Here is a 25,036-nt window from a genome sequence, read left to right as displayed (position 1 = left end):
CACACCACATCGGACGTCAGACCTGGCGGCTGGATCGGTGTCCGACTCAAGGCGTACGGGCCCGTAGGGGCCCCCGCCCTGGCGCCGGGTTTTCCACAGGCGGTGCACGACCCTTGACGCAGCCGCCGGGCATTGTCACATTCATCAGTGTCAAGTTACGACCGCGTACGGCACACAGACGGACGGGCGGGCGGCATGGCCACAGCGGGTTCTTCGGCAGATTCGGCGCTGGAACGCGACACGGAGCTGCGCGGGTTCAGGGAAGTGCAGCGCCTGGCGTACGAGTGCGCCGAAGCGGTCGCCGCGCGGCTCGAACCGGGCGTGACCGAGCGCGAGGCGGCGCGGATGCAGCGCGCGTGGCTGCGCGAGCGGGGCGTACGGGACTGGTTCCACCTCCCCTTCGCCTGGTTCGGCGACCGCACGGCGTTCGTGAACTTCCGGGTACCGCTGCAGTTCTTCCCCACGAACCGGCGGCTGGAGGCGGGGATGCCGTTCATCCTCGACATGGCGCCGGTGTACAAGGGCTTCACCGCCGACATCGGGTACTCGGGCTGCCTCGGCCTCAACCCGGTCCACGACAAGCTCCTGGCCGACCTGCGCGAGCACCGTGAGCTGATCCTGCGCGAGGTCCGCGAGCGGCGCCCGCTGCGGGAGATCTACGAGGACGTCGACCGGCTGATGGTGCGGCAGGGGTACGCCAACCGGCACCGCGCCTACCCCTTCGGCGTGATCGCCCACAAGGTCGACCGGGTCAAGGAGCGCCGCTGGTCCCCGACGCTCTTCGGCTTCGGTACGCAGTCGCTGAAGGGGCTGGCGAGCGACGCCCTGCACGGCCACCGGGACGGCTGGTCGCCGCTGTGGTCCCCGTACCGGTTCTCCGACCACCCGCCGCGGCCGGGGCTGTGGGCGGTCGAACCGCACCTCGGCTTCCGGGGGACGGGGGCGAAGTTCGAGGAGCTGCTGGTGGTCACGGACTCGCGGGACCCGGAGGAGAGCGCGTTCTGGCTGGACGACGATCTGCCGCACGTGCGGCGCTGGGCGGAGGGTGAGTGATGACGTCGCTGAACGCGCGGGAGCGCTGGGTCCGTACGGGCGGGATCGAGCTGTGCGTCGCCGAGCTGGGGGATCCGTCCCGGCCGACGGTGGTGCTGGTCCACGGCTACCCGGACTCCAAGGAGGTGTGGTCGGAGGTCGCGTCCCGGCTCGCCGACGACTTCCACGTCGTGCTGTACGACGTACGCGGCCACGGCCGGTCGAGCGCGCCGAAGCCACTGCGCGGCGGGTTCACGCTGGAGAAGCTCACCGACGACTTCCTGGCGGTCGTGGACGCGGTCAGCCCGGACCGGCCGGTGCACCTGGTCGGGCACGACTGGGGCTCGGTCCAGTCGTGGGAGTTCGTCACGGTGAAGCGCGCCGAGGGCCGGATCGCCTCCTTCACCTCGATGTCCGGCCCGTCCCTGGACCACTTCGGCCACTGGATCAAGCAGCGCATGACCCGGCCCACCCCGCGCAGGGTCGGCCAACTCCTCGGCCAGGGCGCGAAGTCCTGGTACGTGTACCTGCTGCACACGCCGAAGCTGCCGGAGCTGGCCTGGCGCGGGCCGCTCGGCAAGCGGTGGCCGGCGCTCCTGCGCCGCGTCGAGAAGCTGCCGGACACCGGCTATCCGACCGCGTCCCTGCCCTCGGACGCGGCACACGGCGCCTGGCTGTACCGGGACAACGTCCGGGCCCGGCTGCGGCACCCGCGCTCCGACGCGTACGCCCACGCACCCGTGCAGCTGATCGTGCCGACCGGTGACGTCTTCCTGTCGGAGCGGCTCTACGACGGCCTCGGCGCGTGGGCCCCGAGGCTGGTGCGGCGCACCCTGCCCGCCAGGCACTGGGTGCCGCGGACCCGGCCGGACCAGCTGGCCGCGTGGATCACCGAGTTCGTGACGGCCCACGAGGAGCGGGACCAGGGCGCCGAGCTGCCGGACCCGGTGGCCTCCGGGCGGCCGTACGCCGACCGGTTCGGCGGGCAGCTGGTCCTGGTCACCGGGGCGGCGGGCGGCATCGGGCGGGCCACCGCCTTCGCGTTCGCCGAGGCGGGCGCGCGGGTGGTGGCGGTCGACCGGGACGCGGAAGGCGCGGCCCGCACGGCCGAGCTGGCGCGGCTGATCGGGGCGCCGCGGGCCTGGGCCGAGGTGGTGGACGTCAGCGACGAGCAGGCCATGGAGAAGCTCGCCGAGAAGGTCGCCGCCGAGTACGGCACGGTGGACGTGCTCGTGAACAACGCCGGCATCGGCATGGCCGGTTCCTTCTTCGACACGACGAGCGAGGACTGGAGGAAGGTCCTCGACGTCAATCTGTGGGGCGTCATCCACGGCTGCCGGCTGTTCGGCCGGCAGATGGCCGAGCGGGGGCAGGGCGGCCACATCGTCAACATCGCCTCGGCGGCCGCCTTCCAGCCCTCCCGCGAACTGCCCGCGTACAGCGCGTCCAAGGCGGCGGTGCTGATGCTCAGCGAGTGCCTGCGCGCCGAGCTGGCCGGGCAGGGCATCGGGGTCACGGCGATCTGCCCGGGCATCGTGAACACCAACATCACCGCCACCGCGCGCTTCGCCGGGGTGTCGGAGGACGAGGAGAAGCGCCGGCAGAAGCGGACGGCCAGGCTGTACGGGCTGCGCAACTACCCACCGGAGAAGGTCGCCGACGCGATCCTGCGCGCCGTCGCCGCGAACCGGGCGGTGGTGCCGGTCACCCCGGAGGCCCGGGGCGCCCACCTGCTCTCCCGCCTCGCGCCCCGCGGCCTGCGGGCGCTGGCCCGGGTGAAGCCTCCGGTGTAGTCCGGGTCCGGTCGTACCATCCCTCGCGAGGGGGTGTCTTGTCGATCAGGCCGGGTCAGGGAGCGGGGTCTGGTGCATGGGGTCTCCCCAGGCCCCTTGGGGCCGAGGGGACGGATCGCAAGGCGGAGGAGGGAGCCACTGCGGAGCATTGGCGACCGACGACAACGCAGCGAGGCGCGGCACCAGGCGCCCCGAGCCCGGCAAGATCGGCAAGACACCCCCTAGAGGGTCCGGGCAGTGAGGGAGCGGATGTGGACGAGCGGGCCGAGTACCGGATCGAGGACCTGGCGCACCGCAGCGGCGCCACAGTCCGCACCATCCGCGCCTACCAGGACCGGGGACTGCTGCCGAAGCCGGAGCGGCGCGGGCGGTCCAACGTCTACGGCGACGCCCACCTGAACCGGCTCCGGCAGATCGCCGACCTGCTGGACCGCGGCTACACGCTCGCCTCCATCAAGGAGCTGCTGGAGGCGTGGGACGCGGGCCGGGGCCTCGGCGGGGTGCTGGGGCTGGTCGCGGAGGTGAACGGTCCGTGGACCGACGAGAAGGCGGACCGCATCACCCGGGCCGAGCTGGACGCCGCCTTCGGCGGCACGCCGGACGAGCGTGCCGTGGATGAGGCGATCGAGCTCGGCGTGCTCGAACGCGTCCCCGGACGCGACGACGAGTTCGTCGTACCGAGCCCCCAGGAGCTGGCCGTGGCCGCGGAGTTGTACGCCGCCGGGGTCCCGCTGCTGGCAATCGCCGGACATCTGCGGGAACTTCGCGGGCAGGTGGAGCACATAGCCCACCGTTTCCTGGAGTTCACCACCGAGCACGTCTTCGCGCGTTATCTGGAGCACCGGCCGCCGACGGACGCGGACGCCGCGGAGGCGGCGACCCTGGTGCGGCGACTGCGTCCGCTCGCCCAGCAGACGGTCGACGCCGAACTGGCCCGCGCCATGCGGACGTTCGCGACCCGCCACCTTCAGCAGCACCTCGCGCCCGACACCGCGCCTCCGCCGGACGAGGAGCCCCGGGCGGTAGCCCTGCCCGCCGCCACAATGCGCGCGGTACACAAGCTGGTCGGCCCCGAGAACGCCGCCGCGTTCATCGCGGCGGCCGCCGAACGTGAAGTCGCCGCACGGACATTGGACGCATTTGCGGCAAATCACCGCAAGAGTAATGAAGTTGATCAATCCACCTGAGGAACAAGGTGAGTTGTCCACAGATTCGTCAATTCCTCTGTGGAAAAGCGGTGTTGGCTGTGGATCAAACCTACCGACCGTAATTTCTATGGCAAGAGGTGCGTGATCCCTGACACGCTGTGCGCATGAATGGCATGGACGGCACAGGAGCCACAGGAGACCCGGGCGATCTGTACGACGCGGGCCGTGGGCACGGCGCGGGCAGTGAGCACGGCATGGACGACGGACGCACCGTGAAGGTGTCGAAGTACCTCTCGAAGCACCTGCGCCACCAGCCCGAGCGCATCGGCCTCACCCTCGACCCGCACGGCTGGGTGGGGATCGACGACCTGCTGCGGGCGGCCGCCGACCACGGCGTACGGATCAGCCGGGCCGAGCTGGAGCACGTCGTCGCCGTCAACGACAAGCAGCGCTTCACGATCGACCGCGAGGGCGACCGGATCCGCGCCAACCAGGGCCACACGGTCGGCGTCGACCTCGGCCTGCCCCCGGCGACGCCGCCCGCGTACCTCTTTCACGGCACCGTCGCCCGCGCGCTGCCCGCGATCCGCGCCGAGGGCCTGCGCCCCATGGCGCGGCACCACGTGCACCTGTCGCCGGACCGGGAGACCGCGACGCGCGTGGGCGCCCGGCGCGGCCGGCCCGTCGTCCTCACCGTGGACGCCGGGGCCATGGCGCGCGACGGCCACGTCTTCCACGTGACCGCCAACGGCGTCTGGCTCACCGACGCCGTGCCCCCGGCGTACCTGCGCTTCCCCGGCTGAGCGCCGGGTGGTCAGGCGAGCTGCGCGGGCGCCTCGGTCGCGATGCGCTCGAAGACCGCCGGGTCGGCGGCGAACCGCGTCTCCGGGATCGGCGTGTGGACGACGATCTCGGTGAAGCCCAGCTCCCGATGGCGCCCCGCGAAGTCCACGAAGGCGTCGACCGACTCCAGCACCGCGCCGCCCTCCGGCGTGAACCCGGTCAGCAGGACCTTTTCCAGTTCCGCCACATCCCGCCCGGCGTCCGCGCACGCCTTGGCGAGCCGCTCCAGCTGTCCGCGTATCGCCTCCCGCGACTCCTCGGGCGTGCCCGTCTCCGCCAGCTTGGGGTCACCGGTCGTCACCCACGCCTGGCCGTGCCGCGCCGCGAGCTTCAGGCCCCGCGGTCCGGTCGCCGCCACCGCGAACGGCAGCCGGGGCCGCTGCACGCAGCCGGGGATGTTCTGCGCCTCGTGCGCGGAGTAGAAGCGGCCCTCGTGCGTGACCGTGCCCTCGCTCAGCAGTCGGTCGAGCAGCGGCACAAACTCCCCGAAGCGGTCGGCGCGCTCCCGCGGCGACCACGCCTCCTGCCCCAGCGCCGTCGCGTCGAACCCGGTGCCGCCCGCGCCGATGCCCAGCGTCACGCGACCGCCGGAAAGGTCGTCGAGCGTGATCAGCTCCTTGGCGAGCGTGACCGGGTGCCGGAAGTTCGGCGAGGTGACCATCGTGCCGAGCCGTATCCGCCCGGTCGCCGCGGCCGCCGCGGTCAGCGTCGGTATCGCGCCGAACCAGGGGCCGTCGCGGAACGGCACCCGCCACGAGAGGTGGTCGTAGGTGTACGCCGCGTGGAAGCCGAGCTGCTCGGCCCGCAGCCACGCGTCGCGGCCGCCTTCGTGCCAGCGGCGGTACGGAAGGATCACGGTACTCAGACGCATACGACGACCCTACGTGGCACCACTGACATTCCCTCCGGCCCCGGGCGATCACCCGCACCCCGGGCCTTCCCCCGCCTCAGGGGCCACGCCCTTCCCCGCGCCTCACGGGTCCCGCCCCTTCCCCGCGCCCCATGGACAACTTCTGTCGCCGTCCGGTCACTCTCGGCCAATCCCGGTGGCTCACATGTGCATATGCCCGCACTACCGTGCATCCGGTACGGGACAATGGAACGGTGACCTTCTCAGCGACCTCTCCCCGACCGCGGCCGACGGATCACAGACGTCCCCGCCTGATCGCCACCGACCTGGACGGCACGCTTCTGCGCGACGACAAGTCGGTTTCCGACCGTACGGTCGCCGCGCTCGCCGCCGCCGAGGAGGCGGGGATCGAGGTCTTCTTCGTCACCGGCCGCCAGGCCCGCTGGATGGACGTCGTCGCCGGCCACGTCCACGGCCACGGCCTGGCGATCTGCGCCAACGGCGCGGCCGTCGTCGACCTGCACGCCGGCGGCAGGCTGGTGGAGGTCCGCCCGCTGGAGCGGGACGCCGCCCTCCACGTCGTACGGGCCCTGCGCAGGGAGGCGCCCGGCACGGCGTTCGCGGTCGAGCTCACCACCGGCTTCCACCACGAGCCGCAGTACACCCCCCTCTTCATCGACGCCGGCGCCACCGTCGCCGAGGTGGAGAAGCTGCTGCACGAGGACGAGCCCGGCACCGGCGCGCCCATACTCAAGATGCTCGCGCACCACAGCGAGCTCACCCCGGACGGCTTCCTCGCCCTCGCCCGCGCCGCCGCCGGCGACCGCGCCGCCATCACCCGCTCCAGCACCACCGCCCTGCTGGAGATCAGCGGCCTCGGCGTCTCCAAGGCCAGCACCCTCGCCCTGTGCTGCGCCGAACGCGGCATCTCCGCCGACGAGGTCGTCGCGTTCGGCGACATGCCCAACGACATCGAGATGCTGACGTGGGCCGGCCGCTCGTACGCGATGGGCAACGCCCACCCGGACGTCGTCGCCGCCGCCTCCGGCCGTACCGCCGCCAACAACGAGGACGGCGTCGCCGTCGTCATCGAGTCCATCCTCGCGGGCGTCTGAACCCCCGAACCCGCGAGGTCACCCGCGCAGCCGCACCCCGTGCTCGCGCAGCCAGCGCACCGGGTCGACGGCGGAGCCGTAATGCGGAGTGAGCCGCACCTCGAAGTGCAGGTGCGGCCCCGTCGAGTTGCCCGTGGTCCCCGCCTGCCCGATCCACTGCCCCGCCCGCACCCGCTCGCCCTTGCCCACGCCGGGCGCGGCCAGGTGCGCGTACTGCGAGTACCAGCCGTTCTCGTGCCGTACGACCACCTCGATGCCGAAGGACCCCCCGCACGACACCGACTGCACCCGCCCCGCTCCGATCGACCGCACCGGCTCACCGAGCTCCACCGCGAAGTCCTGACCCGTGTGGCGGTGGGACCAGCGCCCGCCCGCGCTGTCGAACCGGGCCGACAGCCGGTAGTCCGCCACCGGCGCCACCCAGGCGGGGCCCCTGCCGCGCGCGCCACGGCCTCCGGCCGCCGCGGCCTTCCCGTCGCGCCGGTCGATCCGTACCGCGCCCCGGCACCGGCCCGCCGCCACGCTGCGCTGCGCCTCGGCGTGGAGCCGCTGTTGCGCCCGCTCCAGCCGGGCCTCGATCTCCCGCTTGATCGCCGCGAGACGGGAGGTGCGCAGGTCCAGCGCGTGCCATGCCGCACGCGCGTTCTGCTCCGCGATCGTGAGGCGGCGCTCGGCCGCGCCGGCCTGCTCCATGAGCCGGTTGACGGACCGGGCCGCCTGTCCGGCGAGCCGCTGCGCGGTCATCACCTCGTTCGGGTCGTCGGCCAGCAGCAGCCGCGCGGTCAGGGCGAGGGAGCCACCCGTGCGGTACTGCAGCCGGGCGACCTCGCCCACCCGGTCGTGCAGGACGGCCACCTCGCGCCGCTTCTCGCCGAGCTCCTCCTGGAGCCGCGCGGCCGTGGCCCGCTGCGCGGCGGCCGCGCGCCGGCCCTGCTCGTACGCGTCGGTGGCCCGCCCCGCCTCCTCGTACAGCCGCGCCACCTCGGCCCCCGCCGCGACGGGACCGTCGTGCCGCTCGTGCCGTTCGTACTGTTCGTGCCCGGCGGCCTGCGGGGGCGGCGGCAGCAGGACCAGCACGGCCACCACCAGCACGAGCAACGGGCGGCCGACGGCCGTGCGGGGACGGAGAACCATGCTGGGATGGTGACGCCGTGGCCCCCGGTTCCCGTGGACCCGGAGGACCCCGTACCGCCGACCGGCTTACGCCCGTACGCCCACCCGGCCTACCGCGCCGCCCCACCGGCGTACAGCGCCGGTTTACGGCGGTGCGCGACAGGGGCGCGCCGCAAGGGTGCACAGCAGGGGGGCGCGACAGGGGTGGGCAACAGAGGTGCACGACAGCGGCTTGCTCCAGCGGCTTGCCTTCAGCGGCTTCCTACAGCGGCGCCTCCCACACCACCGTCGTACCGCCGCCGCCCGCCCCCAGCCCCGGTGCCAGGCGGCTGGAGCCGCCCAGTGACTCCGCCCGCCGGGCCAGGTTCCGCAGGCCGCTGCGCCGCCCGCCCTCCGGGACGCCCACCCCGTCGTCGGCGACGGTCAGCCGTACGCCCTCGGTGCCGTCCGCCAGCCTCGCCGTCGCGTCCACCACCACCTCGATGCGTCGCGCCCGCGCGTGCCGGAAGGCGTTGGACAGCGCCTCGCGCAGCGCGGCGATGAGGTTCTTGCCGGTCAGCTCGCCGACCGCCGCGTCCACCGGGCCGACGAAGCGGTACGAGGGCTTGAAGCCCAGCGGTACGGCCGCCGTGTTGATCTCCCTCAGCACGCGCGTGCACAGCCCGGCCGGCGCCTCGCCCGGTCCCTGCTGGAGCGCGAAAACGGCGCTGCGGACCTCCTGGATCGTGGTGTCCAACTCCTCCACCGCCTTCGCCACGCCGTCGCGGACGGCGGGTACCGCCGAGCCGCGCTGGACGCTCTCCAGCGTCATCCCCGTCGCGAACAGCCGCTGGATGACCAGGTCGTGCAGGTCGCGGGCGATCCTGTCCCGGTCCTCGTACACCGCGAGCCGCTCCCGGTCGCGCTGCGCCTCCGCCACCATCAGCGCCAGTGCGGCCTGGGAGGCGAACCGCGCCGCCAGCGCGCGCTCGGCGCCGGTGAACGGGCGGGCTCCGGGCGCGCGCGGGGTGGCGAGCGCGCCGAGCACCTGGCCGCCGCTCCACAGCGGCAGCAGCATGCCCGGCCCGTACGGCCGGACCAGCGCGGCGTTGACCTCTCGCATGCGCGGGTCGCCCGCCGCGTCCCCGACGTACACGGCCTCCCCGGCCAGGAGCCGCTCGACGACCGGGCTCCCGCGCGGGATGACCACGCCCAGCGCCTTGCCGGCCTCGGGTTCGTCGGAGTCGACCGCGACGACCTCCAGGCCCTCGTCGGCCGGCAGCAGCACGACTCCGGCGGCCGCGTCGGCAAGCCGCCGGGCCTGTTCGGCGACGACGGCGAGCGCGTCGTCGGTGTCCCCGCCCGACAGTAGGGCCGTGGTGACGGCGACCGATCCGTCGATCCACCGCTCGCGCCGGCGGGCGGCCTCGTAGAGCCGGGCGTTGCCGATCGCGATCCCCGCCTCGGCGGCCAGAACGCGCACCATGCGCAGCTCGGACGGGGTGAACTCGCCACCGCCCCGCTTTCCCGTCAGGTACAGGGTGCCGAAGTCCTCGCCCTGGACACGGACCGGCACCCGGAGGAAGGTCCGCTTCGGCGGGTGCGACGCGGGCGGCGAGCCGTCCGTCACGCCGTACTCGACGAGGGCGGCCAGACCGCCCCCGCCCTCCTCGTCGAGGACCCGGAGGGCGGCGTACCGCGCGTCGGCGAGCTCGGCGGCGGTCCGGCAGATCCGCTCCAGGGTGGCGTCCAGTTCCAGCCCGGTGCCGACCGACCGCATGGCCTCCAGCAGCCGCGGCACGCGAGGATCCGTCATGAACCCGAGCGTAATAAGTCCCTTTTAGGGGCGAAAGTCAGGCACGGGCCGCCGCATGGAGCGCATCGGCCGCCTGCTCCCGCTCCCGCATGCGCCGCAGCGGCCCCTCCGTGGCGGCCAGTTCGGCGTACGGGCCCCGCTGCACGATCCGGCCGCCCTCCAGGACGACGACCTCGTCCACCGCCTCCAGGCCGTGCAGCCGGTGCGTGATCAGTACGGTCGTACGGCCCTCGGTGGCGCGCAGCAGATCGTCGGTGAGCGCGTCGGCGGTGGCCAGGTCGAGGTGCTCGGCGGGCTCGTCCAGTACGAGGACGGGGAAGTCGGCCAGCAGCGCGCGGGCGAGCGCGAGCCGCTGGCGCTGACCGCCCGAGAGCCGGGCGCCGTGCTCGCCGACCAGCGTGTCCAGGCCGTCCGGCAGCGCGTCGGCCCACTCCAGCAGCCGGGCCCGGTCCAGCGCGCGGCGCAGCTCGTCGTCGCTCGCGCCCGGACGGGCCAGGCGCAGGTTCTCCCGGATGGTGCTGTCGAAGATGTGGGCGTCCTGGGCGCACAGCCCGACGAGACGGCGTACGTCGTCGCCGTCGAGCGCGCCCGCGTCCACGCCCCCGATCCGGTACGTGCCCGCGCGGGCGTCCAGGAACCGCAGCAGGACCTGGGCGACGGTGGTCTTGCCCGCCCCGGAGGCGCCGACGACGGCGACCCGCCGGCCGGCCTCCAGCCGCAGGTCGAAGCCGGCGAGGGCGTCCCGCTCCTGTCCGGCGTACCGGGCGGAGAGTCCCCGCACCTCGACCGGGAAGGGCCCCCCGGGCGCTGCCGCCGGCTGTTCCGGCTCCTGCACGGGGACGGGCGCGTCGAGCACCTCGTACACCCGCTCGGCGGCGCGCCGGACGCGCTGGCGGTACTGGACGGCCAGTGGAAGCCCGATGACGGCCTCGAACGCGGCGAGCGGGATGAGGACGACGACGGCGAGCGACACGCCGTCGAGCCGGCCGTCCCGCACCGCCTGCACGCCCACGAGCGCGGCCGCCGCCACCGTCAGCCCGGTGACCAGCGCGGAGAGCCCGCCGCCCAGCGCGGTGGCGGACGCCTGCCGGGACGCGATGCGCGTCAGCGCGGCATCGGCCTCGCGCACCCGCTCCGCACGCCCCTTGAGGGCTCCCGCCACCGTGAGCTCGGCACACCCGCGCAGCAGGTCGACGGCGCTCACGGCCAGAGCCCCTCGCGCGGGCGCGAGCCGCTGCTCGGCCCGCCGAGCGGTCGCACCGCTGACCAGCGGCACGCCCGCCCCCGCGAGCAGGAGCCCGGCCGCCAAGACGGCTCCCGCCTCGGGCAGCAGCCACGCCGTGAAACCGACCGCCCCGGCGCCGACGACGACGGCGGTCCCCACGGGCAGCAGCCACCGGAGCCAGTAGTCCTGGAGGGAGTCCACGTCGGAGACGAGCCGTGACAGCAGGTCACCCCGGCGAGCCGTGCGCAGCCCGGCGGGTGCGATCCGCTCCAGCCTCCGGTACACGGCGACCCTCACGTCGGCGAGCACCCGCAGCACGGTGTCGTGCGCCACGAGCCGCTCGGCGTACCGGAACACGGCCCGCCCGGTCCCGAACGCCCGCGTCGCCGTCACGGCGACCATCAGGTACAGCACGGGCGGCTGCTCCGAGGCCCGCGAGATGAGCCAGCCGGACACCCCCATGAGCCCGACGGCCGACCCCAGTGCCAGACTCCCCAACCCCAACGCCACCCACAGCCGCGCACGCCACTGCGCGGCCATCCCCCGAACCCGCCGCAACGCGACACCCATCGGCCCGGCACCCAAGGCCACGTCCGCGCCTGCCCCGGAAGCTCCCGCCTCCAGCCACCCGGCAACGCCCGCACCCGGGAACGCCTCCGCATCCCCGCGGCCGGCAACACCCGTGGCCGTGGGCGCCCCCGCATCCCCGCGGCCGGCAACGCCCGCGGCCGGGAGCGCCCCCGCATCCCCGCGGGCGCCGCCCTCGGGGCGCGCAGCCGCCACCTCCGCCGCCACGCGGCCCGCAGGGCCCGCGCCCGCGCCGACACGCGCACCCGCCGCGTGGCGCGAAGCGCCCGCGCCGGGGCCCGTGGGGGCGTCAGCCCCCACGAAGAACCTCTCCTCCGGGGTCCGGGGCGGAGCCCCGGTTACGGGAAGGGGAGGGGTAGGGGAACACCCCCCCAGCACCACCACCCGATCCGTGACCTCCAGCAGCGCCGGCCGATGCACCACCAACAGCACCGTCCGCCCCGCCGCCAGCCTCCGCACCGCGGCCACCACCCCCGCCTCGGTCTCCCCGTCCAGCGCCGCCGTCGGCTCGTCGAGCAACAGCACGGGCCGGTCCGCCAGGAACGCCCGCGCCAGGGCCAGCCGCTGCCGCTGCCCCGCCGACAGCCCGGCGCCGTCCTCACCCAGCACGGTCCCGGCCCCCGCCGGCAACGCGTCGACGAACTCCGCCGCCCCCGCGTCCCGCAGCGCCCGCGCCACCGCCGCGTCGTCCGCGTCAGGCCGGGCCAGGCGCACGTTCTCCGCGATGGTCCCGGCGAACAGGTACGGCCGCTGAGGCACCCACGCCACCTGCTCCCGCCACCGCTCCAGGTCCAGCGACCCGAGCTCGACGCCCCCGACCAGCACGCGGCCGCCATCGGCCACCGGCTCCGCGAAGCCCAGCACCACATCCAGCAGCGTCGACTTCCCGACCCCGCTCGGCCCGACGAGGGCCACGGTCTCGCCCTCCTCGACGACCAGGGACGCCGCGTCGAGCGAGGGCTCGGCGCGCCCGGCGTGGCGTACGGTCACGGCGTCCAGTTCAAGGCGCACCGGCCCGGCGGGCACGGTGCCCGTGCCCCCCGCCCGCACCGGGGTCTCCAGGACGTCGAAGATCTCCTCCGCGGCCGAAAGCCCCTCCGCCGCCGCGTGGTACTGCGCCCCCACCTGCCGCAGCGGCAGATACGCCTCGGGCGCCAGGACCAGGATCACGAGCCCCGTGTAGAGGTCCAGGTCCCCGTGGACCAGGCGCATGCCGACGCCGACGGCGACCAGCGCCACCGACAGCGTCGACAGCAGCTCCAGGGCGAACGACGACAGGAAGGCGATCCGCAGGGTCCGCACGGTCGCCTGCCGGTACTCCGAGGTGATCGTCCGGATCGACTCCGCCTGCGCCTTCGCCCGCCCGAAGACCTTCAGGGTCGGCAGCCCCGCCACCACGTCCAGGAAGTGCCCGGACAGCCGGGACAGCAGCTTCCACTGCCGGTCCATCCGCGCCTGGGTGGCCCAGCCGATGAGCACCATGAAGATCGGAATCAGCGGCAGCGTCCCCACGATGATCGCCGCGGACACCCAGTCCTCGGTCACGATCCGCGCGAGGACGGCCACCGGGACGACCACGGCCAGCCCGAGCTGCGGCAAGTACCGGGCGAAGTAGTCGTCGAGGGCGTCCACGCCCCGGGTGGCCAGGGCCACCAACGATCCGACGCGCTGCCCGCTCAGCCACCCCGGCCCCAGCTCGGCCGCCCGCTTCAACAGCCGCCCCCGCAGCTCGGACTTGACCGCCGCGCTGGCCCGGTGGGCGGCGAGCTCGGTCAGCCAGGACACGAGCCCCCGCCCCGCCGCGACCGCCGCCAGCAGCAGGATCGGCGTCGTCAGGTCGGACGCCCCCAGCCCACGCTGGAAGGCGCCCACCACCACCTCGGCGATGAGCATCGCCTGGGCGACGACCAGACCCGCGCCGAGCAGACCGAGCACCACCACCGCCGCCAGGAAGAGGCGAGTGGCGCGGGCGTACCGGAGCAGGCGCGGGTCGATCGGTTTCACGTGAAACATTCCCTACGAGCGACTAGTGAGCGGCGTCGGCGATGTGCTGCGTACCGATGCGCTTGCGGAACACCCAGTACGTCCAGCCCTGGTACAGCAGCACCAGCGGCGTGGCGATCGCCGCACACCAGCTCATGATCTTGAGCGTGTACGGGCTGGACGCCGCATTGGTGACCGTGAGGCTCCACCGCGGATCCAGTGAGGACGGCATGACGTTCGGGAAGAGGGTCAGGAAGAGCATCGCGACCGCGGCCGCGATCGTGACGCCGGACAGCGCGAACGACCAGCCCTCGCGCCCCGCCTTGATGGCCACGACCGCACCGATGAGCGACACCACGGCGACGACCATCACCACCAGGCTCGACCCGTCACCCCGCGAGACCTGCGTCCAGCTCAGGAAGGCCAGGGCGAGGGCGGCGGTGATCAGCCCGAGCGTCAGCGCCAGCTTGCGCGCCCGCATCCGGATGTCCCCCACCGTCTTCAGCGCGGTGAAGACCGTGCCGTGGAAGGTGAACAGGGTCAGGGTGACGAGCCCGCCCAGAAGAGCGTACGGGTTGAACAGGTCCGCGAGCGTGCCCACGTACTCCTTGGTGGCGTCGATCTTCACCCCGCGCACGATGTTCCCGAAGGCCACGCCCCACAGGAAGGCGGGGATCAACGAGGTCCAGAAGATCGCCTGCTCCCAGTTGTGCTGCCACCGCTCCTCCGGCCGCTTGGCGCGGTACTCGAAGGCCACACCGCGCACGATCAGGCACACCAGGATGAGCAGCAGCGGCAGGTAGAAGCCGGAGAAGAGCGTGGCGTACCAGTCCGGGAAGGCGGCGAAGGTCGCACCGGCCGCGGTGAGCAGCCACACCTCGTTGCCGTCCCAGACGGGTCCGATGGTGTTGATCAGCACCCGCTTCTCGACCCGGTTGCGGGCGAGCAGCTTGGTGAGGACACCGACTCCGAAGTCGAATCCCTCCAGGAAGAAGTAGCCCGTCCACAGGACGGCGATGACGACGAACCAGACGTCGTGGAGTTCCATGCCTCAGCTCCCAGTCCTTGAGTGAAGGGCCATCAGTACGAGAAGGCCATCGGCCGGTCGGCGTCCTGACCGGCGCCCCGGTCGTGGCCGCCGATCTTCGTGGGCGGGTTCAGGTCCGCCTCGGTGAGCTCGGGCGGCCCGGCCTTGACGTACTTGACCAGCAGCTTGACCTCGACCACGGCGAGCACCGCGTACAGCGCGGTGAAGACGATCATCGAGATGAGGATCTCGGCCTGGGAGACGCCGGGGGAGACGGCGTCGCGGGTGCGCAGCACGCCGTAGACCGCCCAGGGCTGGCGGCCCATCTCGGTGAAGATCCAGCCCCAGGAGTTGGCGATCAGCGGGAAGGCCAGCGTCCACAGGGCGACGAGCCAGTACAGCTTGGTGAACTTCGCGCTCAGCGGCGTGCGGAAGAGGACCAGGTTCGGCACCTCGTCGTCGCCGGTCCGCAGCCGCTCGGGCAGCAGGAACCGCTTCCGGGTCAGCCACAGCCCGAGGAGGCCGAGCGAGAAGGACGCCATGCCGAAGCCGATCATCCAGCGGAAGCCCCAGTAGGCGACGGGGATGTTGGGCCGGTAGTCGCCGGGACCGTACTTCTCCTGCAGCGCCTCCTGAGTGTCGTTGATCCCGGGGACGTACGACTCGAAGTCGCTGTGGGCGAGGAAGGACAGCAGGCCCGGGACCTCGATGGCGACCTTGTTGTGGCCCTTGTCGACGTCTCCGTACGCGAAGACCGAGAAGGGCGCCGGGCTCTCGCCGTCCCACAGGGCCTCGGCCGCGGCCATCTTCATCGGCTGCTGCTCGTACATGACCTTGCCGAGGAAGTCACCGCTGATCGCGGTGAACATGCCGCCGATCACGACGGTGACCAGGCCCAGCCGCAGCGAGGTGCGCATCACCGGAACGTGCTTCTTGCGGGCCAGGTGGAAGGCGGCGATGCCGACCATGAACGCGCCGCCGGTGAGGAAGGCCGCGGACATGGTGTGGAAGACCTGCGTGAGGGTGGTGTTCTGGGTGAGCACCAGCCAGAAGTCGGTGAGCTCGGCCCGCCCGGTGGCGGCGTTGATCTTGTAACCGACGGGGTGCTGCATCCAGGAGTTGGCCGCGAGGATGAAGTACGCCGACAGGATCGTGCCGATCGAGACCATCCATATGCAGGCCAGGTGGATCCGCTTCGGCAGCTTGTCCCAGCCGAAGATCCACAGGCCGATGAAGGTCGACTCGAAGAAGAAGGCGATCAGCGCCTCGAAGGCGAGCGGGGCGCCGAAGACGTCACCGACGAAGCGCGAGTAGTCGGACCAGTTCATGCCGAACTGGAACTCCTGCACGATGCCGGTGACGACACCCATCGCGATATTGATCAGGAAGAGCTTCCCCCAGAACTTCGTCGCCCTGAGGTACTTCTCCTTCTCGGTCCGCACCCAGGCGGTCTGAAGACCGGCGGTGAGGGCGGCGAGGGAGATCGTCAGCGGAACGAAGAGAAAGTGGTAGACGGTAGTGATACCGAACTGCCACCGCGCCAGGGTCTCTGGCGCCAGAGCCAGGTCCACGACATCTTCTCCTTACGGCCTTGCATCTACGGTCTGTCCGCCCTCACCGCCCTCTGATTCCGGTGGATCACGGGACGAACCAGGCGAGCTTGTGAATGCGTTCACAATCACAAGCAATTATGACTCACACGAAATCCGTAGCACTACCCGGGGGTCCCTCTTCCCTAGAACTTCAACATATTGTTGAATTTCTCGGTATGAAGATCCGCATCTCCTGGCCCGCCGGCCACGCCACCGCGACCATCGAAGAAACCCCCACGAGCAAGGCGCTCGCAGGGGTTCTCCCGATCACGTCCACCGCCCGTACCTGGGGCGAGGAGGTCTACTTCGACACGCCCGTCTCCACGTCACCCGAGCCCGACGCCCGCCAGGTGGTGGAGCCGGGCACCGTCGCCTTCTGGACCGAGGGCGACGCGCTGGCCCTCCCGTACGGACCCACGCCGATCTCGCGCGGCGACGAGTGCCGCCTCGCGAGCCCGTGCAACGTGCTCGGCAGCCTCGACGGCGACCCCCGCGTCCTCGCCACCGTCCGCGACGGCGACCCGATCCGCGTGGAGCTCGCCGGCGACTAGGCCGTGCCGTAGAGGTCCGTCAGAACCTCTCCTTGCGGAACGACTCCGCCACCCGCAGGAAGACGTCGTTCCCCTCGCTCTCGCCGATCGTCACCCGCACACCCTCGCCGGGGAACGGCCGCACGACCACGCCCGCCTCGTCGCAGGCCTCCGCGAAGGCCACGGTCGCCTCACCCAGGCGCAGCCAGACGAAGTTCGCCTGCGTCTCGGGCACGGTCCACCCCTGGGCCACCAGCCCCTCGTACACCCGCGTGCGCTCGCACACCAGCGAGCCCACCCGCCCCAGCAGCTCGTCCTCGGCGCGCAGCGAGGCCACCGCCGCGTCCTGCGCCAGCTGGCTGACGCAGAAGGGCAGCGCCGTCTTGCGCAGCGCCGCGGCGACCGGCTCGTGGGCGATGGCGAAGCCCACCCGCAGACCGGCCAGGCCGTACGCCTTCGAGAACGTCCGCAGCACGCAGACGTTCGGCCGGTCGCGGTAGATCTCGATGCCGTCGGGCACGTCGCTGTCGCGGATGAACTCGCGGTACGCCTCGTCCAGCACCACCAGCACATCGGACGGCACCCGGTCCAGGAACCGCTCCAGCTCCGCCCGCCGCACCACCGTGCCGGTGGGGTTGTTGGGGTTGCAGACGAAGATCAACCGCGTCCGGTCGGTGATCGCGTCCGCCATCGCGTCCAGGTCGTGCACATCGCCGTCGGTGAGCGGGACCTGCACCGGCGTGGCACCGCTGATCCGGGCGATGATCGGGTACGCCTCGAAGGAGCGCCACGCGTACATCACCTCGTCGCCGGGGCCGGCGGTCGCCTGCACCAGCTGCTGGGCCACGCCCACCGAGCCGGTGCCCGTGGCCAGGTGGGACACGGGAACCCCGAAGCGCTCGGAGATCTCGGCCATCAGGCCGGCGCACGCCGCGTCCGGGTAGCGGTTGAAACCGGACGCGGCGGCGACCGCGGCCTCCATCACGCCCGGCAGCGGGGGGTACGGGTTCTCGTTCGAGGACAGCTTGTACGCGACCGGGCCACCCGCGCCGGGCGCCGCGGCGGGCTTGCCCGGCTTGTAGGTGGGGATGTCGTCCAGCGCGGCCCGCAGCCTCGGGCCCGTACCGCTCGCGCCGCTCGTCCCGCTCGTCTCGCTCACCGTGGTCCTCCTCGACCGTCCGTACCACCAATACTGCTCACCTTATGAGGATTCCGCCGCCCTGCGAATGCCCTGCGGGCAACGGTCACGACACGCGGGCGTGGGCGCGACGGGAGAGGCGGCGGCACAGCCGGGGGCGCTCGGCAGGGTGGCGCGCGCTGGTGGCTCACGCCGTGGCGCGCATCCCCCGTAGTGGTGAGTTGAGCCCTCTCCGAGACCCCGGGCATATGGCATGCGCGTACGCGCCGACAAGTTGCGGAGCCCTGCCCATCCGCTGAACGACCTGTGTTTTTAAGGTTGTTGGGGGTCGGACACCATGCAGAAACGTCCCTGTCAACGGATGAATATGCGACCGGCTCAACCTGCCACTCTCGCCCTACTATCGGCACGCCATGACAGCAGCAGGGAAGCACCAGGTGAGCCGGGCACAGACCCGGGGAAGCCGGCAGGGTCGAGCGGGCATCCGGGACGTGGCCGCCGCAGCCGGGGTCTCCATCACGACTGTCTCCGACGCGCTCAACGGCAAGGGCCGGCTCCCGGACGCCACCCGCCGCCATGTCCGCGAGGTCGCCGACCGACTGGGCTACCGCCCGTCCGCCGCGGCCCGCACGCTCCGTACCGGCAAGTCCGGCCTCATCGGCCTGACCGTGACGACCTACGGGGATGAACCTTTCACCTTCACCGAATTCGCGTACTTCGCCGAGATGGCCAGGGCCGCCACCTCCGCCGCGCTCGCCCGCGGCTACGCCCTGGTCATCCTGCCCGCCACCTCCCGCCATGACGTCTGGTCGAACGTCGCCCTCGACGGCACCGTCGTCATCGACCCCTCCGACCACGACCCGGTCGTCACCGAGCTCGTCCGCCAGGGCCTGCCCGTCGTCTCCGACGGCCGCCCGGCCGGCACCCTCCCGGTGACCGCCTGGGTCGACAACGACCACGAAGCCGCCGTCCTCGACCTGCTCGACCACCTCGCCGCCGCCGGCGCCCGCCGCATCGGTCTGCTCACCGGCACCAGCACCGACACCTACACCCGCCTCTCCACCACCGCGTACCTCAACTGGTGCGAGCGGGTCGGACAGGACCCGGTCTACGAGGCGTACCCGGCCCACGACCCGTGCGCCGGCGCCGTCGCGGCCGACCGGCTGCTCGCGCGCCCGGACCGCCCGGACGCCGTCTACGGCCTCTTCGACCCCAACGGCACCGACCTGCTCGCGGCAGCGCGGCGCTACGGACTGCGCGTACCCGACGACCTGCTCCTGGTGTGCTGCAGCGAGTCCACCGTGTACGCAGCCACCCAGCCGCCCATCACCACGCTCTCCCTCAAGCCGCGCCGGATCGGCACCGCGGTCGTCCAGCTCCTCATCGACGCCATCGAGGGCATCGACTCCGACCGGCCGGTCGAGCAGGTCATACCGACCGAGCTGATCGTGCGGACGTCGTCCCAGCGGCGCTCCACCCGTACGACCGTCAGCCCTCCCCGATCGCCCTCACAGGAGTGAAAGCGGACCCGCCCCGCGTCATGACCAGGGGCAGATCTTCCCAATTGGGGCGAAACAACCAGTAGCCCAGGGGTGGACCCGGATTCACCACCCCTGGTGCGTCACACAGCTGGGGCCTCATTCCTATGATGGGCGGACGACACCGCGGGCCGCCCCGACCAGGCCGGTCTGCCAGGTGTAGGGCGTCGCGACGGTGGTGGAGGGGTCGATGACTCAGGGGGCCGGTCAAGGACCCGTGGTGCGGACGGCGACGTTGCGTGACTTCCGCGTACCGCCGTACGCGCAGGTTCCGGTGCAGGGTCACGCCGGGCACCCCGGCAACGCGTTCCCGGAGGGGGAGTTCCCCGAGGGGTACACGCCCACCGAGCGCGACCTCCCGGTGATCAACAGAGGCGACACCGTGCAGGTCGCCACCGCCCCGCCGCCGGCTCCGGCACCCCTCACCGAGCCCGCCCCCGCCCCCGTACCGGGCCCCGGCCCGCTCTACGTGGTCGGGGACGTCCACGGGTACCTCGACGAGCTGGTCGCCGCCCTGCGCGAGCAGGGCCTCATCGACGCCGACGGTCACTGGGCCGCGGGCAACGCCCGCCTCTGGTTCCTCGGCGACTTCACCGACCGGGGCCCCGACGGGATCGGTGTCATCGACCTCGTCATGCGGCTCTCCGCCGAGGCCGCGGCGGCCGGCGGCTACTGCAAGGCCCTGATGGGCAACCACGAGCTGCTGCTGATCGGCGCCAAGCGGTTCGGTGACACCCCGGTCAACTCCGGCGCGGGCACCGCCACCTTCCAGGCCGCCTGGCTCCTCAACGGCGGCCAGAAGAGCGACATGGACCGGCTCCAGGACGTCCACCTGCAGTGGATGTCCCGGCTGGACGCGATCGTCGAGGAGGACGGCCATCTGCTGCTGCACTCCGACACCACCGCCTACCTGGAGTACGGCTCCACCATCGAGGACGTCAACGACACCGTCCACGAGATCCTCACCCGCAACGACGCGGACGAGTGCTGGGACCTGTTCCGCAAGCTCACCAAGCGCTTCGCCTTCCGCGACGAGGGCGGCCCCCTGGCCGTACGCGAGTTGCTGGCGGCCTACGGTGGACAACGCATCGTGCACGGCCACAGCCCGATCCCGTACCTGCTCGGCGAAGTGGGCTCCGAGGACGGCGAGGACGGCGGCGGCCCGTCCGTCGAGGGGCCGCACGTGTACGCGGACGGGCTCGCGATCGCCATGGACGGCGGTGTGACCATGGCCGGAAAGCTGCTGGTCGTGCAACTCCCCTTGTACAACTGAGCCCTGCCTCGTCGCGAGCCGGTCAGGCGATTTCCGGAATTCCCCTGTCACCTCCTGCCATAACCGCTCTACCATCGGGCTATCCGTAGCAGGCTCTCCTCCGTTTCCGCCCACCTGCCCGTTCTACGCGGGCAAACCGGCCCTACGGAGCATCGGGGGATGCACATGAACAGCGCTCCGCACCTGCTGACCGAGGACCGCTCCGAGTACGAGCGTCTCCTCGACGAGGCACTGCGCAACGCGCAGGAACGTCCGGAACTCGCCGCGATCGGGCAGCGGCTCAACGCCGAACAGCTGCGCACCATGGCCCTGAACGCGACGGCGCTCATCACCGGGGCCGCCGCCGCCGAGTACGACCACTTCGTGAAGGTGCGCGAGGAGTCGCGCAAGCCCACGCGCCTGTCGGCCCTCGACTCCGTGCTGTCCGGCTCCGACGACGGGACGGTGAGCGGCCCGGGCGCCGGTCTCGGCGTCGTCGTCACCGTGCTCGCACCGGTGCTGGCCGGCACCGCCGCGCTCATCTTCCTGCTCGTCGGCTATCTGCTCATGGCCCTCGATCCGGCGCCGTCCTTCGCGAAGCCGCTGCTCACCGCCGGTTGGTTCTTCGCCGGCGTGACGGCTCTGAGCATCCTGGCCGCCGCCATCGGCCTGCTTATCGCCGCCCTGCGCAACAGCTCGACGCAGGTGCCCGCCCAGGAGCCCGGCGGTGAACTGCCGGACGAGATAGCGCGGGCACGCGAGGCCTGGCGGCACGCGCTGCTGGAGCGGGGCATCGTCCCGTTCCTGCGCGACGCCCTGGTCGACCCGGGAGCCGATCCGGACTCCGGCACCCCGCCGCGCCCGCTCGGGCGGATGCCGAAGGTCGGTTACAGCGGCCCGGACTTCTCCAGCCCGAGCGAGGGCGGTTCGGCGTCGCGGCCGGCCTTCACCAGTCCGGACTTCACCAGCCCCGACTTCGCCGGTCCGGAGTTCGGGAGCCGGGACTTCGGCGGCCCCGAGCACCGGTCGGAATGACCGGTGCTTCGGGGCGCGTGTTTCACGTGAAACATCCGTTCGGCACCGCGAGAGCGGATGGCCCCCGGGTCAGTCCGCCAGCGGCAGGTAGACCCGGTTTCCGGCAGCGGCGAACTCCGCGGACTTCTCCGCCATCCCGGCCTCGATCTCGTCCTGCTTGAGATCGCCGCCGTGCTCCCGACGGATGTCCTGCGAGATCTTCATCGAGCAGAACTTCGGACCGCACATGGAGCAGAAGTGCGCGGTCTTCGCCGGCTCCGCGGGCAGCGTCTCGTCGTGGAACTCCCGCGCGGTGTCCGGGTCGAGAGCCAGGTTGAACTGGTCCTCCCACCGGAACTCGAACCGCGCGTCCGACAGCGCGTCATCCCACTCCTGAGCGCCCGGGTGCCCCTTGGCCAGGTCCGCCGCGTGCGCAGCGATCTTGTACGTGATGACACCAGTCTTCACGTCGTCCCGGTTCGGCAGGCCGAGGTGCTCCTTCGGCGTGACGTAGCAGAGCATCGCGGTGCCCCACCAGGCGATCATCGCCGCGCCGATGCCGGAGGTGATGTGGTCGTAGGCCGGGGCCACATCCGTGGTGAGCGGGCCGAGCGTGTAGAACGGCGCCTCCTCGCAGATCTCCTGCTGGAGGTCGATGTTCTCCTTGATCTTGTGCATCGGGACGTGGCCCGGGCCCTCGATCATCGTCTGCACGTTGTGCCGCTTGGCGATCTGGTTCAGCTCGCCGAGCGTACGCAGCTCCGCGAACTGCGCCTCGTCGTTGGCGTCCGCGATCGAGCCGGGCCGCAGACCGTCACCGAGCGAGAACGTGACGTCGTACGCGGCGAGGATCTCGCAGAGCTCCTCGAAGTTCTCGTACAGGAACGACTCCTTGTGGTGCGCCAGGCACCACGCGGCCATGATGGAGCCGCCACGGGAGACGATGCCGGTCTTGCGGCGCGCCGTCAGCGGCACGTAACGCAGGAGCACACCGGCGTGGACCGTCATGTAGTCGACGCCCTGCTCGGCCTGCTCGATGACCGTGTCCTTGTAGATCTCCCAGGTGAGCTCCTCGGCCCTGCCGTCGACCTTCTCCAGCGCCTGGTAGAGCGGCACGGTGCCGATCGGCACGGGCGAGTTGCGCAGCACCCACTCGCGGGTGGTGTGGATGTTGCGGCCGGTGGAGAGGTCCATGACCGTGTCGGCGCCCCAGCGGGTGGCCCAGGTCATCTTCTCCACCTCCTCCTCGATGGACGAGGTGACCGCGGAGTTGCCGATGTTGGCGTTGACCTTCACCAGGAACCGCTTGCCGATGATCATCGGCTCGATCTCCGGGTGGTTGACGTTCGCCGGCAGCACCGCGCGGCCCGCCGCGATCTCCTCGCGGACGACCTCCGGGGAGACGTTCTCGCGCAGCGCGACGTACTCCATCTCCGGCGTGATCTCGCCGCGGCGGGCGTACGCGAGCTGCGTCACCGCCTGTCCGTCCCGGCCCCGGCGGGGCTGGCGCGGACGGCCCGGGAAGACGGCGTCGAGGTTGCGCAGCCCGCCGCGCGGCGAGGTGTGCTTGATCCCGTCGTCCTCGGGGCGGACCGGGCGGCCGGCGTACTCCTCGGTGTCGCCGCGCCCGATGATCCAGTTCTCCCGCAGCGGCGGCAGGCCGCGGCGTACGTCGGTCTCGACATTCGGATCGGTGTACGGCCCTGACGTGTCGTACAGCGTCACGTCCTTGCCGTTGGTGAGGTGCACCTTGCGGACCGGCACACGGAGGTCGGGGCGCGAGCCCTCGAGGTACCCCTTGTGCCATCCGATGGACTTCCCGGCCTCGTCGTTCTGGTTCGAGGCAGGCGTGCGTGCGTCCTGAACGGTCATCGTGACCTACTCCCTACGCCGGCATTACCCGGTAACAGGTTCGGCGGTCGACGCAGCGGTTCCCGTACGTCTCGTACGGAGATCAGCGCCCTCTCAGCCCGGTGCTCCGAGCTCCCGCGTGTGCAAAGGTGTCACCACGCTAGCGTCCTTGCGGCCGCGCTGAACAGAGGGGGCCCCACGTTCTTGCGATGATCGGTCCGTGACTTCCTCGCACGAGACTCCCGAGCCGGACCGGCACGCACTCGGTCATGCGCACAGCCATGCGCACAGCCACGGCCCCGCCGCGCCGGTCTCCCGGCATCTGCGCAAGGTCATCGCGGCCGTACTGATCCCCTTCGCCACGGCGGTCGTCGTCGGACTGGCCATCCTGTGGCCGGGCGGCGCCCCGGCGCACGAGCGCACCGGCGTGGGCTTCGACCGGCAGACCGAGCAGGGCACGGTCGTCCGCGTCGAACGGGTGGACTGCAAGGACGTGAACGCCGCCCAGGTTCCGCCGACCGGCGACACGACGACGCCCCAGGGGCGCGAGGCGGTCAACGCGCAGCAGGGCAAGTGCGCGAAGGCGACGGTCGAGGTCACCACGGGCAAGGACAAGGGCCGCAGGTTCGTGGAGGTGGTCCAGCCGGACTCTCCCCGCCAACTCGACGAAGGCCAGGGCGTCGTGGTGGCGTTCGCGCCCGACGCACCCCGCGATCTGCAGTACTCCGTCACGGACGTGGACCGCAGGATCCCGGTGGCGCTCCTCGCCGGTGTCTTCGCGCTGGCGGTGGTGGCCGTAGGCCGGATGCGCGGCCTGATGGCGCTGACCGCCCTCGCCCTGAGCTTCCTCGTCCTGACGCTCTTCATCCTCCCGGCGATCCTGCAGGGGTCCAACCCGCTGGTCGTGGCGGTGGTGGGGTCGAGCGCGATCATGCTGATGGCGCTCTATCTGTGCCATGGCCTGACCGCCCGCACATCGGTGGCGGTGCTGGGCACGCTCATCTCGCTGCTGCTGATCGGCCTGCTCGGCTCCGCCTTCATCGGCTGGGCGTCGCTCACCGGCAACACCGACGACTACACCGGCCTGATCCACGGGCTCTACCCGAACATCGACATGTCCGGTCTGCTGCTGGCCGGCGTGATCATCGGCTCGCTCGGTGTGTTGGACGATGTGACGGTGACCCAGACGTCGGCCGTGTGGGAACTGCACCAGGCCGACCCGAAGATGGGCCCACGGGCGCTGTACCGGGCCGGCATCCGCATCGGCCGCGACCACATCGCCTCGGTGGTCAACACGCTGGTGCTGGCCTACGCGGGCGCGGCCCTCCCGTTGCTGCTGCTCTTCTCCATCGCGGAGAGCAGCGTGGGAACGGTCGCCAACAGCGAGATCGTGGCCCAGGAGATCGTACGGACGCTGGTCGGCTCGATCGGGCTGGTCGCCTCGGTACCGGTCACCACCGCGCTGGCCGCACTCGTCGTCTCCGCCGACCGGCCGGGCGGCAACGGAGTGTCCGGTCCCGCCGCCGCGACGGCGACGGCGGGACGGGGCGGCCGGGGCCGACGGCGCAAGAGGTGACGGGTTCCGAGAGGTGGCCGGTTCCGAGAGGTG

General features: G+C 72.1%; 18 protein-coding genes. 10 read left to right on the top strand and 8 right to left on the bottom strand.

Annotated elements, in window-relative coordinates:
• Positions 1 to 195 precede the first annotated feature (195 nt).
• From AC07FJ_RS15770 to AC07FJ_RS15755, 4 genes are all read left to right on the top strand, one after another.
• Positions 196 to 1,053, top strand: coding sequence for a M24 family metallopeptidase (locus AC07FJ_RS15770; protein ID WP_479049295.1), 858 nt, complete (start codon positions 196 to 198; stop codon positions 1,051 to 1,053).
• A complete protein-coding gene (locus AC07FJ_RS15765) occupies positions 1,053 to 2,825 on the top strand; it encodes an SDR family oxidoreductase (RefSeq protein WP_479049293.1) in 1,773 nt (590 codons plus the stop codon). The genes AC07FJ_RS15770 and AC07FJ_RS15765 overlap by 1 nt, the downstream gene beginning before the upstream one ends.
• 251 nt (positions 2,826 to 3,076) lie before the next feature.
• The gene (locus AC07FJ_RS15760) at positions 3,077 to 4,012 is read left to right on the top strand and encodes a MerR family transcriptional regulator (RefSeq protein ID WP_479049292.1); all 936 of its coding nucleotides are present in this window, start codon (positions 3,077 to 3,079) and stop codon (positions 4,010 to 4,012) included.
• Positions 4,013 to 4,227: 215 nt separating this feature from the next.
• Complete coding sequence (locus AC07FJ_RS15755) at positions 4,228 to 4,776, top strand: RNA 2'-phosphotransferase (protein WP_479049516.1); 549 nt, start codon at positions 4,228 to 4,230, stop codon at positions 4,774 to 4,776.
• An 11-nt stretch (positions 4,777 to 4,787) separates the two neighbouring features.
• On the opposite strand, the gene AC07FJ_RS15750 is transcribed toward AC07FJ_RS15755, so the two are convergent.
• Positions 4,788 to 5,687: an LLM class flavin-dependent oxidoreductase gene (locus tag AC07FJ_RS15750; protein WP_479049291.1), complete on the bottom strand. Its 900-nt coding sequence runs from the start codon at positions 5,685 to 5,687 to the stop codon at positions 4,788 to 4,790.
• A 233-nt stretch (positions 5,688 to 5,920) separates the two neighbouring features.
• Between AC07FJ_RS15750 and AC07FJ_RS15745 the strand changes: the two genes are divergently transcribed.
• Complete coding sequence (locus AC07FJ_RS15745; protein ID WP_479049289.1) at positions 5,921 to 6,781, top strand: HAD family hydrolase; 861 nt, start codon at positions 5,921 to 5,923, stop codon at positions 6,779 to 6,781.
• Between the two features lie 18 nt (positions 6,782 to 6,799).
• Here the strand turns inward: AC07FJ_RS15745 and AC07FJ_RS15740 are convergent, their stop codons facing one another.
• From AC07FJ_RS15740 to AC07FJ_RS15720, 5 genes are all read right to left on the bottom strand, one after another.
• Positions 6,800 to 7,915, bottom strand: coding sequence for a M23 family metallopeptidase (locus AC07FJ_RS15740; RefSeq protein ID WP_479049287.1), 1,116 nt, complete (start codon positions 7,913 to 7,915; stop codon positions 6,800 to 6,802).
• A gap of 241 nt (positions 7,916 to 8,156) precedes the next feature.
• Positions 8,157 to 9,689 (bottom strand): sensor histidine kinase, encoded by a 1,533-nt coding sequence (locus AC07FJ_RS15735; protein WP_479049285.1) that lies wholly within the window; start codon positions 9,687 to 9,689, stop codon positions 8,157 to 8,159.
• A gap of 37 nt (positions 9,690 to 9,726) precedes the next feature.
• Positions 9,727 to 13,515 carry a thiol reductant ABC exporter subunit CydD gene (cydD, locus tag AC07FJ_RS15730; protein WP_479049283.1) on the bottom strand — a complete coding sequence of 1,263 codons (3,789 nt, stop codon included), beginning with the start codon at positions 13,513 to 13,515 and terminating at the stop codon, positions 9,727 to 9,729.
• Positions 13,516 to 13,528: 13 nt separating this feature from the next.
• Positions 13,529 to 14,533 (bottom strand): cytochrome d ubiquinol oxidase subunit II, encoded by a 1,005-nt coding sequence (gene cydB, locus AC07FJ_RS15725; RefSeq protein WP_479049281.1) that lies wholly within the window; start codon positions 14,531 to 14,533, stop codon positions 13,529 to 13,531.
• A gap of 32 nt (positions 14,534 to 14,565) precedes the next feature.
• Entirely contained in the window at positions 14,566 to 16,083 is a 1,518-nt protein-coding gene (locus AC07FJ_RS15720) for a cytochrome ubiquinol oxidase subunit I (protein WP_479049279.1), read from the bottom strand.
• A 197-nt stretch (positions 16,084 to 16,280) separates the two neighbouring features.
• Here AC07FJ_RS15720 and AC07FJ_RS15715 point away from each other — a divergent pair, with 197 nt between their 5' ends.
• Positions 16,281 to 16,655 (top strand): cyclophilin-like fold protein, encoded by a 375-nt coding sequence (locus AC07FJ_RS15715; protein WP_479049277.1) that lies wholly within the window; start codon positions 16,281 to 16,283, stop codon positions 16,653 to 16,655.
• Positions 16,656 to 16,674: 19 nt separating this feature from the next.
• Here the strand turns inward: AC07FJ_RS15715 and hisC are convergent, their stop codons facing one another.
• The gene (gene hisC, locus AC07FJ_RS15710; protein WP_468285968.1) at positions 16,675 to 17,793 is read right to left on the bottom strand and encodes a histidinol-phosphate transaminase; all 1,119 of its coding nucleotides are present in this window, start codon (positions 17,791 to 17,793) and stop codon (positions 16,675 to 16,677) included.
• Between the two features lie 392 nt (positions 17,794 to 18,185).
• Between hisC and AC07FJ_RS15705 the strand changes: the two genes are divergently transcribed.
• The 3 genes from AC07FJ_RS15705 (at position 18,186) to AC07FJ_RS15695 (ending at position 21,597) form a co-directional block, all read left to right on the top strand.
• Complete coding sequence (locus AC07FJ_RS15705; protein WP_468285971.1) at positions 18,186 to 19,292, top strand: LacI family DNA-binding transcriptional regulator; 1,107 nt, start codon at positions 18,186 to 18,188, stop codon at positions 19,290 to 19,292.
• A gap of 193 nt (positions 19,293 to 19,485) precedes the next feature.
• A complete protein-coding gene (locus AC07FJ_RS15700) occupies positions 19,486 to 20,583 on the top strand; it encodes a metallophosphoesterase (RefSeq protein ID WP_479049275.1) in 1,098 nt (365 codons plus the stop codon).
• A gap of 159 nt (positions 20,584 to 20,742) precedes the next feature.
• Positions 20,743 to 21,597, top strand: a complete 855-nt coding sequence (locus tag AC07FJ_RS15695) for a hypothetical protein (protein WP_479049273.1) — start codon at positions 20,743 to 20,745, stop codon at positions 21,595 to 21,597.
• Positions 21,598 to 21,666: 69 nt separating this feature from the next.
• On the opposite strand, the gene thiC is transcribed toward AC07FJ_RS15695, so the two are convergent.
• Positions 21,667 to 23,448: a phosphomethylpyrimidine synthase ThiC gene (gene thiC / locus AC07FJ_RS15690; RefSeq protein WP_361424087.1), complete on the bottom strand. Its 1,782-nt coding sequence runs from the start codon at positions 23,446 to 23,448 to the stop codon at positions 21,667 to 21,669.
• A 199-nt stretch (positions 23,449 to 23,647) separates the two neighbouring features.
• On the opposite strand from thiC, the gene AC07FJ_RS15685 reads away from it, so the two are divergent.
• Positions 23,648 to 25,003 carry a YibE/F family protein gene (locus AC07FJ_RS15685; RefSeq protein WP_479049271.1) on the top strand — a complete coding sequence of 452 codons (1,356 nt, stop codon included), beginning with the start codon at positions 23,648 to 23,650 and terminating at the stop codon, positions 25,001 to 25,003.
• Positions 25,004 to 25,036 lie beyond the last annotated feature (33 nt).

It is taken from the genome of Streptomyces sp. NPDC045998, from assembly GCF_056430285.1.
The sequence above is the reverse complement of the archived record's forward strand: the minus strand, read 5'-3'. Positions and strand labels throughout refer to the sequence as shown.

Coding starts and splice junctions, on each gene's coding strand:
- AC07FJ_RS15705 (WP_468285971.1), top strand. CDS start 18,186: ATGACAGCAGCAGGGAAGCACCAGGTGAGCCGGGCACAGACCCGGGGA.
- AC07FJ_RS15740 (WP_479049287.1), bottom strand. CDS start 7,915: ATGGTTCTCCGTCCCCGCACGGCCGTCGGCCGCCCGTTGCTCGTGCTG.
- AC07FJ_RS15755 (WP_479049516.1), top strand. CDS start 4,228: ATGGACGACGGACGCACCGTGAAGGTGTCGAAGTACCTCTCGAAGCAC.
- cydB (WP_479049281.1), bottom strand. CDS start 14,533: ATGGAACTCCACGACGTCTGGTTCGTCGTCATCGCCGTCCTGTGGACG.
- AC07FJ_RS15735 (WP_479049285.1), bottom strand. CDS start 9,689: ATGACGGATCCTCGCGTGCCGCGGCTGCTGGAGGCCATGCGGTCGGTC.
- thiC (WP_361424087.1), bottom strand. CDS start 23,448: ATGACCGTTCAGGACGCACGCACGCCTGCCTCGAACCAGAACGACGAG.
- AC07FJ_RS15715 (WP_479049277.1), top strand. CDS start 16,281: ATGAAGATCCGCATCTCCTGGCCCGCCGGCCACGCCACCGCGACCATC.
- AC07FJ_RS15770 (WP_479049295.1), top strand. CDS start 196: ATGGCCACAGCGGGTTCTTCGGCAGATTCGGCGCTGGAACGCGACACG.
- AC07FJ_RS15765 (WP_479049293.1), top strand. CDS start 1,053: ATGACGTCGCTGAACGCGCGGGAGCGCTGGGTCCGTACGGGCGGGATC.
- AC07FJ_RS15750 (WP_479049291.1), bottom strand. CDS start 5,687: ATGCGTCTGAGTACCGTGATCCTTCCGTACCGCCGCTGGCACGAAGGC.
- cydD (WP_479049283.1), bottom strand. CDS start 13,515: ATGTTTCACGTGAAACCGATCGACCCGCGCCTGCTCCGGTACGCCCGC.
- AC07FJ_RS15695 (WP_479049273.1), top strand. CDS start 20,743: ATGCACATGAACAGCGCTCCGCACCTGCTGACCGAGGACCGCTCCGAG.